This window comes from Rufibacter ruber (genome assembly GCF_001647275.1).
In the GTDB taxonomy this organism is placed as follows: domain Bacteria; phylum Bacteroidota; class Bacteroidia; order Cytophagales; family Hymenobacteraceae; genus Nibribacter; species Nibribacter ruber_C.
In genome coordinates, this window is the sequence record NZ_LRMM01000111.1 from 1 (window position 1) to 8,692 (window position 8,692).

Here is an 8,692-nt window from a genome sequence, read left to right on the forward strand (position 1 = left end):
CTGTTTTGGCCAAAACAGGCCAAAAACGCAAACTGTGGGGTTCCTTCTCCCTTTGGGAGAAGGTTAGGATGAGGGCATGCAGTTCAAGTTTCTACTCTCTACCTAAAACAGAAGTAAGCCACGGAAGTAACTTCCGGGCCATAGTATAAATCTTTGCTTGAAAGACCTTACAGGTCTTGTAGATCTATGCTTCTCCCATTTGCCCTCACAGAACAAACTTTCCTTCGTATCTCTTACTCTCTCACATTCCTTTCTGCACACATTCTGTCCCCCTTCAAAGGGGCAGGCGGATGATTTCTCGTGCTGAGTTAGTTGTACAGAGTCATGCATTCCCGAGAATCGGCTTGCCGTTCAATTATCTAAAACTGATGGTTCTTCTACTGTCTTTGTCATCCTCTACCCCCTTCAAAGGGGGACGGCATGCGTGCAGGAAAACTGTGATGTAGCATGCGCCAAAGAAGAAAACCAATTACTTTCCGTTTCCCGCCTACTTTTCTGATTTCAGCCCCAAAACGTACGTTCCTTCGGCCGAAGCCATTCTTGAAATATTTGCTTAATTTTAAGGCTACGAACATTCTAACAAACTACATGAAACATAGCATGAACCGCTGGTTGGTAGTAGCCGCCTGTCTCCTGATGACAGTGAGCACCTATGCCCAGCAGAAGCAGGATTTTACCTTAGATGACATTTTCAGGAAGGGCACGTTCCAGGCGCGGTCAGTGTACGGCGTGAACTGGATGCGGAATGGCCAATATTATTCAAGCCAGGTGGCTGACCAAGCCAACAAAGCCGTAGACATTGTGCAGATGGACGTGCGCAGCGGTCAGCCGCACAGCATTATCCTGAAAGGGCAGGATCTTCAGCTAGACGGCAAAGCGCTGGGGTATGACAACTACAGCTTCAGTGAAGACGAAACCAAAATCCTTTTTGAGACTGAACACGAGCCCATCTACCGCCGCAGCAGCAAAGGCCACTTCTACGTGTATGACCGCGCCGGCAAGAAACTGCAGAAACTGAGCCAGGGCGGAAAGCAGAGTTACGCCACCTTCTCGCCAGACAACAAGTACGTAGCCTTTGTGCGCGACAACAACCTGTTCTATGTAGACCTGGCCACCATGCAGGAGCGCCAGATTACCACAGACGGTAAATGGAACTTCATCATCAACGGCGGCACAGACTGGGTGTATGAAGAGGAATTCAGCTTCGCACAGGCGTTCTTCTGGTCTCCAGACGGCAAGCAGATTGCCTTCTACAAGTTTGACGAGAGCCAGGTGCCCGAGTACAACATGCAGGTGTGGGGCCCGCTTTACCCCAAAGACTACAAGTTCAAATACCCTAAGGCGGGTGAGAAAAACGCTACCGTGGCTATCTACACCTTTGACCTGGCGTCTGGTAAAACCGTAAAGATGGACATTGGCAATGAGAACGACCAGTACATCCCGCGCATTAACTGGACCAACTCACCCAACCTGCTGTCAATCAGGCGCATGAACCGCCTGCAGAACACCCTGGAGATTCTGCACGCCAACTCTACTACCGGCCAAAGCAAAGTAGTTCTCACTGAGAAAGACAAAGCCTACATTGACATCACAGATGACCTGACGTATCTGGCCAACGGCAAGCAGTTTATTCAGAGCTCAGAGAAAGACGGTTACAAGCACCTCTACCTCTATGACCTTAACGGGAAGCTGGTGCGCCAAATCACAAAGGGCAAGTGGGAGGTGGACAACTTCTACGGCGTTGATGAGAAGAACGGCGTGCTGTACTACACCTCTACCGAGGTTTCGCCGCTGGAGCGCCACCTGTACAGCATCAAGTTGAACGGAAAGGGTAAGAAAAACCTCACCCCCGCTAAGGGCACGCACGTGATCAACATGAGCCGTGACCACTCCTATTTCCTAGACTACCACAGCACCATCAATTCACCTAGCGTGGTAACGCTGTTCACCTCAGAAGGCAAGCCGGTAAAGGTGCTGGAAGACAATGAGAAACTTAAGTCTACCGTGGCCAATTACAACCTGCCCAAGGCCGAGTTCTTTCAGTTTAAGACGTCTGAGAACGTAACGTTGAACGGCTATACCATCAAGCCCGTTGATTTTGACCCGAACAAGAAGTACCCCGTGCTCATGTTCCTGTACGGCGGCCCCGGCAGCCAGGAAGTGATGGACAAATGGGGCGGCAGAAACTATCTCTGGCACAGCTACCTCACCCAGCAGGGCTACATCATCACCGTGATTGACAACCGGGGCACGGGTGGCCGCGGCGCAGATTTCAAAAAAGTAACGTACGGCAACCTGGGCCACTATGAGACCCTTGACCAGATTGAAGGTGCCAAGTACATGGGTAACCTGCCGTACGTTGACAAAGGCCGCATAGGCATCTGGGGCTGGAGTTTTGGCGGGTACATGAGTTCCCTGGCGATCACCAAAGGCGCTGATGTATTCAAGGCGGCCATTGCGGTGGCCCCGGTAACCAACTGGCGTTTCTATGACTCCATATACACGGAGCGCTTCCTGAAAACGCCCCAGGAAAACCCAGACGGCTATGACAAGAACTCACCCGTGACGTACGCGCATCTGTTAAAAGGCCGCTATCTGCTCATACACGGCACCGGAGATGACAACGTGCATTTCCAGAACGCCATAGAGATGACCAACGCGCTGGTGAAAGCCAACCGCCCCTTTGAGAGCGCCTACTACCCTAACCGGAACCATGGCATCAGTGGCGGCAACACCACTATTCACCTGTTCACCAAAATGACGGAGTTTGTGCTGCGTAATCTGTAAGCCACGCGAGTATTGAGGCAAGGGCGCCAGTTCTCCAGGGAGGGCTGGCGCCTTTGTTTTACCTTAGGCGCAGAAAAGCGCCAGTTAAGCCTGTTAATAAGCAGGTTAAACGAGAATTCAGCATTCTATCTGGCTAATAACCCATCTTGTAGATTCATTCAAACTACAAGCCCTAACGCATTACTTGCATGCAACGGTTTCTCTTGACTCTGCTCCTGGCTTTCTACGGAATTACGCTCTTGGGGCAGAACAGCCTTAAGAAAAATGTCTCCTTCTACGTGATGGCCCACCAAGATGACTGGCAGCTATTCATGGGGGCAAACGCCTATAAAGACATTGTCAAACCCAACTCAAAGGTGGTGTTCATCTACCTGACCGCCGGCCAGGCAAATAAAAAAGATGAAGCCTATTGGAAAGCACGGGAGGCTGGGGCAAATAACTCTGCGGCCTTTGCCGCCAACGCCTTTGGGAAAACCGGCACGAGAAAATTTATAACCCTTCAAGTCAAAGGGCATTCTGTTGCGGTGTATTACTATAAAAATACGGTCAGCTATTTCTTGCGGCTGCCTGATGGGAACCTTGACGGCAGTGGTTTCCCCAACACGCACAACGCCAGTCTTAAAAAACTCCATACCGCTGCCATTTCCAGCTTGACCGCAGTTGACAACTCTACAACCTATACCGGCTGGAAAGACCTGGAAGCAACTGTACGCGGTATTCTGGAGCGGGAATCAATTCACTTTCAACACATTTCAGTGCATGGCACTGACACAGATGAGTCACAGAACAAGGGAGACCATACAGACCATCTTATGTCTGGCAAACTGGCTGTTGCCGCCTCCTCAGGCTTGGCCAACCAAAATAATTTTTACATCAACTACAACGCTTCTGGCTTTGAACCAAACCTAAGCCCAGAAGACCTGATCAACAAGGCTGCCTTATTTGCAGTGTACAGCCAGACACTCTCAGCGGCACATTATGATAACAGTTGGGACAGGGGGCACCTTAGCTGCCTGCCGCGCATGTATGTTAGAACAGTCACCAACCCAAACAGAGGTAAAACGGGCAGTAGCAATGTAGTAATAGAATCACCCTCTCAGGGGTTGCCTCCTTACTTAGACACTACCCAGGTTACGGTGAAGCCCAACTACCCCAACCCGTTCAAGGACCAGACAACGCTTTCGTTTTCTATTCCGGGGGCGCAGGAGGTAGAGCTGCAGATCACAGACCCCACGGGGAAAAAGATTTTTGAGCTTCCTAAGCAGTTGAAACCGGCAGGCATTTATAGGATAAAGGTTGAGGCCAATGACGCCTGGCCGCCGGGCATCTATCTGAGCATTTTACGAATTGGCACCAAAAGCTACTGCTCTAAACTGCTGTACACGCCCTAGCCCTTCTATTCATTCCCCGTTTTTCTGCTGAAAACTGGCCCGTTGCAGGCGGTCATTGATGGCGCGGCCCAACCCCTGCTCGGGCATTGGTTCCGCCAGGATCACGTCAAGGTCCAGGGAATCTAACGCTCTAAGTGCTGCAAACAGGCTTTTCGCCGCTTCGCTCACGTCCCCCGCCGGGGAAAGTTGAATCTGGTGGTCTTCCGGCACCCCGGGAAACGCCTGCTGCAGGGAAATCACCCCCACCCGGGAAGCATCTACTTTTTTCAGGTTCGCCTCAATGGCTCCCAACAGCACTTTCTTGCGGGGTGAGTAGTGGCTGCTGAGCATGCCGGGCGCGGCGGGATTAGAAGACGAAGTTTTGATTCTGGCTTTGGACACGTTCACCACCTCTTCCAGCTCCTCCAGGGCCAGCCCGCCTAGCCGCAGCACCTCCACCTCATTGCCGTCTAACCGGATGATGGTAGACTCAATCCCCACCAGACAAGACCCGCCGTCAATAATATAGGGCAGCTTCTCCCCTAGCTGGTCTTGCACGTGCTGGGCAGTAGTGGGGCTCACGTACCCAAACGGATTGGCACTGGGTGCCGCCAAGGGGAAGGGCAACTGCTTCAGCAACTCCAGCGTGAGCGGGTGCCGGGGAATACGCACGCCCACACTGTCATGGCCAGACGTGACCAAAAGCGGCACCTTCTCAGACTTAGGCAGGATGAGTGTCAGGGGGCCGGGCATAAAGCGCTCAGCCAGCTGATAGGCTACCTCTGGCACTTCACGGGCAATGGAGGCCACCTCTTCCATAGAATGTGTGTGTACAATGAGCGGGTCAAACGCGGGGCGGTTCTTGGCCTCAAATATCTTGACCACCGCCGCCTCATCATAGGCATTGGCCGCCAGGCCGTAAACGGTTTCAGTGGGTATGGCCACCAGATCGCCCTGGGTTAGATAAGTAGCCGCCTTTAATAAATCTATGCCAATGTCTGCCATGGTTCTGTTCTGTCTTGCAAAGCTACTACGGCCTTTGCTGAAATTCAGCTATTGCGTTTGCGTTTCTGACCTGTTTTTAGAAAATCAGGCCAAAAACGCATCTGCATTATTCTCTTGATAGCGTGTGTGGTGGCAAGGGCTAATGGCAAAGACACTCGCAGGTCTGGAAGACACAGCGACGAGGCCTTGTGAACAAGCGGCACTGCGGGGCAGACACTGACTACACTGGCGCGGAGGTTACGGCCGCCCCTTTCACTGTTCCCCGGCCGGGTTCACTGTTCCGTGGCACTCTTTTAGCTTTTTCGCTGAGCAAGAGGAAGAAACTCTGCTTTTTTGTTTTGAGGCTGTTTTCAGAAAAAGAGGCTAAAAACAGAAATCCCCACCAATAGAGGCGGGGACTTTAAATTTATTCTTTCACAAAAACTTATAGGCTCACGGCAGGCAGCTCTCGGCTACACCGTCTCTTTCTGGTACAGCTTAGCCAGCGTGGCCACGGCGTAGTCTATTTCTTCTTCTGTATTGTACTTGCTGAACGAGAAGCGCACATGGCCACGGTTCATGTCAGCGCCCATGGCTCTGAGCACGTGGGAGCCCAGGTCAACCCCGCTGGTGCAGGCACTTCCGCCGGAGGCGGAAATCTTGTTGATGTCCAGGTTGAAGAGCAGCATCTCATTCATGTCTGAGGCTGGCAGGCTCACGTTCAGAACGGTGTAGAGGCTTTTGTCACCTTGGGCGGAAAGGCCGTTGAACTGCACGTCTTCAATCTGATCACGCAGGCGGGCAATCATGCGGTCTTTCAGGTGCTGAATGTGGCGGTGGTGCCCGTCCATGTCACGGTAAGCAATTTCAAGGGCCTTGGCCAGGCCAATAATGCCGTACACGTTCTCAGTGCCCCCGCGCATGTTGCGCTCCTGCGAACCGCCCTGAATCAAAGGATGTATCTTGATGGCCGAGTCTACATAGATAAAACCCACGCCCTTGGGACCATGGAATTTATGGGCAGAACCCACCAGAAAATTAGCCCCAAAGGTTTGTACGTCATAGGTATAATGCCCCATGGTCTGCACCGTGTCTGAGTGCAGCACCGCATCAAAACGCTTGCAAATTTCGGCAATGGCCGAGATGTCATTCAGGTTGCCCACCTCATTGTTGGCGTGCATGACAGAGACAAACGTGCGGGGGTGGCTGGCCAGGGTTTGCTCCAGATGGGCCAGATCCAGTTCCCCTTGCTCGTTCACGCGCAGCAGGGTGAGCTCTATTTCGCCGTTTTTCTCCAGCACTTCCAGCGAATGCAAGACCGCGTGGTGTTCCATGGGCGAGGTAATGGCATGTTTTAAGCCCAGGCTCCTGATGGTGCAGATGATGGCAAGGTTGTCTGCCTCAGTGCCGCCGCTGGTAAAGAAAATTTCTGAGGGAGACGCATTCACTAAATTGGCCACGGTCTTTCTGGCGCCCTCAAGGGCTGCCCGCACCTGCCTCCCGTGGGCGTGTATAGAAGAGGGGTTTCCGTAGTGCTCCAGCATGAAGGGAGCCATTACCTCAAAAACTTCTTTGTCTAACGGCGTGGTGGCCGCATTGTCTAAATATACACGCATGGGGAATCTTAGTTTTTACAACAACAACAGGTACAGCAGAAACGGTTCATAGCTTTGTGAGTAGCAGGCAGCACGCAACCAGTAGCAGGACTAGATTGGCAACGGCGGCAGGTTTAGGCAGTATTCTGTTTTTGGCCGTTTATTGAAAACAAGCACAAAAACAGAAATGGGGTTACTCAGATTTGTCTGAGATGATTTCTTTGATGTCAGCAATGATTTTGTTGGCCAGGTGGTCAGCCGTAGAAAGGCTGTCTGACTCGGCGTAGATCCTGATAATGGGCTCAGTATTAGATTTGCGCAGGTGCACCCACTCCCGGTTGAACTCTATCTTTACCCCGTCAATGGTATTGATGGGCTGCTTGGCGTACTTCTTCTGCACTTTGCCCAGGATGGCGTCCACGTCAATGCCCTGGGTCAGCTCAATCTTGTTCTTGGAGATGTAGTAGTTTGGGTACTTGGCCCGCAGGCCGGACATGCGCAAACCTGATTTTGCCAGGTGGGACAGGAACAGGGCAATGCCCACCAGGGCGTCACGGCCATAGTGCAGCTCCGGGTAGATGATACCGCCGTTGCCTTCGCCGCCCATTACCGCGTTCTGCTCCTTCATCATATTCACCACATTCACCTCGCCCACGGCAGAGGCGAAATAGGTGCCGCCGGCCTTCTCAGTGACATCACGCAGGGCGCGGGTAGAAGAAAGGTTAGAGACGGTGTTGCCAACCTTGTGCTGCAGCACATAATCAGACACGGCCACCAGCGTATATTCTTCGCCAAACATGCTGCCGTCTTCATTCACCAGGGCCAGGCGGTCTACGTCTGGGTCTACCACAATGCCCACATCATAGTTTCCTTTCTCCATCAGGCGGGAGATCTCGCCCAGGTTCTCGGGCAGCGGCTCAGGGTTATGCGGGAAATTGCCGTCTGGCTCACAGTAGAGTTTCTCTATCTGGGTCACGCCCAGGGCTTCTAAGAGCATTGGCACGGCAAACCCGCCGCTGGAATTCACAGCATCTACCACCACTTTAAAATTAGCGGCTTTGATGGCCTCCACGTCTACCAAAGGCAGGTCTGTGATGGCCTTTATGTGCTTCTTGATAAACTTGTCGCTCTGGGTGTATTTGCCCAGCTTATTCACGTCAGCAAAATTGAACGCCTCCTGCTCCGCAATCTCCAGTACGCGCTTGCCTTCGGCGTCATTGATGAACTCACCGTGCTGGTTCAGAAGTTTGAGGGCGTTCCACTGCTTGGGGTTGTGGCTGGCCGTGAGGATGATCCCCCCTCCTGCCTTCTTGGCCGGAACAGCCATCTCCACGGTTGGCGTGGTGGAAAGCCCCAGGTCAATCACATTGATGCCCAGGCCCTGCAGGGTGGCCACCACCAGACGGTTCACCATGTCCCCGGAGAGGCGGGCGTCTCTGCCTATGACAATGGTGTTGTTACTGGTGTTCTGGAGCATCCAGGTGCCATACGCCGCCGCAAACTTCACTACATCTACCGGTGTTAGCGCCTGACCCACTTCCCCCCCTATGGTGCCTCTTATTCCTGAAATTGACTTTATTAATGCCACGGTTTGATATTTTTAATTCCTGCAAAAGTAGTAAAATCAAGCTGATTTGTTGCAACCGCCTTGCCTCCCCCTTCTGTATATCTGTTCTAAGAGCTTCTGATTTTTGATTTTATTGGCGAATCTGGGGAGCAAAAGGCTCTGATATGAGCCGGCGGGAAGCTGCGCAGCAGCATTGCGGAGTAAAAAGGCCAAAACCAGGTTCTTTTCTGCCGTTGTAGGGCACAACAGACCACGGCAGCCTGCTTTAAAAGCAAATTGGCAAGAAACTCCCTCAACACCACACCGGCTCAGGTACCTCGTTATCACCGGCAGCCAGGATTTCTGTTTTTCGCGTTCTGAACTTGTCGAAAACAGGCAGTAAACTTAAG

General features: G+C 52.3%; 5 protein-coding genes. 2 read left to right on the forward strand and 3 right to left on the reverse strand.

What is annotated here, in order from left to right; all coding sequences use genetic code 11:
- The first annotated feature begins 588 nt into the window (after window positions 1–588).
- Together A8O25_RS21430 and A8O25_RS21435 are read left to right on the forward strand one after the other, a co-directional pair.
- Window positions 589–2,787 carry a S9 family peptidase gene (locus A8O25_RS21430; protein ID WP_082893822.1) on the forward strand — a complete coding sequence of 733 codons (2,199 nt, stop codon included), beginning with the start codon at window positions 589–591 and terminating at the stop codon, window positions 2,785–2,787.
- A gap of 188 nt (window positions 2,788–2,975) precedes the next feature.
- Window positions 2,976–4,178 (forward strand): PIG-L family deacetylase, encoded by a 1,203-nt coding sequence (locus A8O25_RS21435; RefSeq protein ID WP_066839577.1) that lies wholly within the window; start codon window positions 2,976–2,978, stop codon window positions 4,176–4,178.
- A gap of 9 nt (window positions 4,179–4,187) precedes the next feature.
- On the opposite strand, the gene A8O25_RS21440 is transcribed toward A8O25_RS21435, so the two are convergent.
- The 3 genes from A8O25_RS21440 to glmM form a co-directional block, all read right to left on the reverse strand.
- Window positions 4,188–5,162, reverse strand: coding sequence for an L-threonylcarbamoyladenylate synthase (locus A8O25_RS21440; RefSeq protein ID WP_066839579.1), 975 nt, complete (start codon window positions 5,160–5,162; stop codon window positions 4,188–4,190).
- A 452-nt stretch (window positions 5,163–5,614) separates the two neighbouring features.
- A complete protein-coding gene (locus tag A8O25_RS21450; RefSeq protein WP_066839583.1) occupies window positions 5,615–6,757 on the reverse strand; it encodes a cysteine desulfurase family protein in 1,143 nt (380 codons plus the stop codon).
- Window positions 6,758–6,929: 172 nt separating this feature from the next.
- Window positions 6,930–8,324: a phosphoglucosamine mutase gene (glmM, locus tag A8O25_RS21455; RefSeq protein WP_066839585.1), complete on the reverse strand. Its 1,395-nt coding sequence runs from the start codon at window positions 8,322–8,324 to the stop codon at window positions 6,930–6,932.
- Window positions 8,325–8,692 lie beyond the last annotated feature (368 nt).

Bases quoted from the DNA above. Each gene is read 5' to 3' on its own strand.
- A8O25_RS21450 (WP_066839583.1), bottom strand. From the start codon at position 6,757: ATGCGTGTATATTTAGACAATGCGGCCACCACGCCGTTAGACAAAGAA.
- A8O25_RS21435 (WP_066839577.1), top strand. From the start codon at position 2,976: ATGCAACGGTTTCTCTTGACTCTGCTCCTGGCTTTCTACGGAATTACG.
- A8O25_RS21430 (WP_082893822.1), top strand. From the start codon at position 589: ATGAAACATAGCATGAACCGCTGGTTGGTAGTAGCCGCCTGTCTCCTG.
- A8O25_RS21440 (WP_066839579.1), bottom strand. From the start codon at position 5,162: ATGGCAGACATTGGCATAGATTTATTAAAGGCGGCTACTTATCTAACC.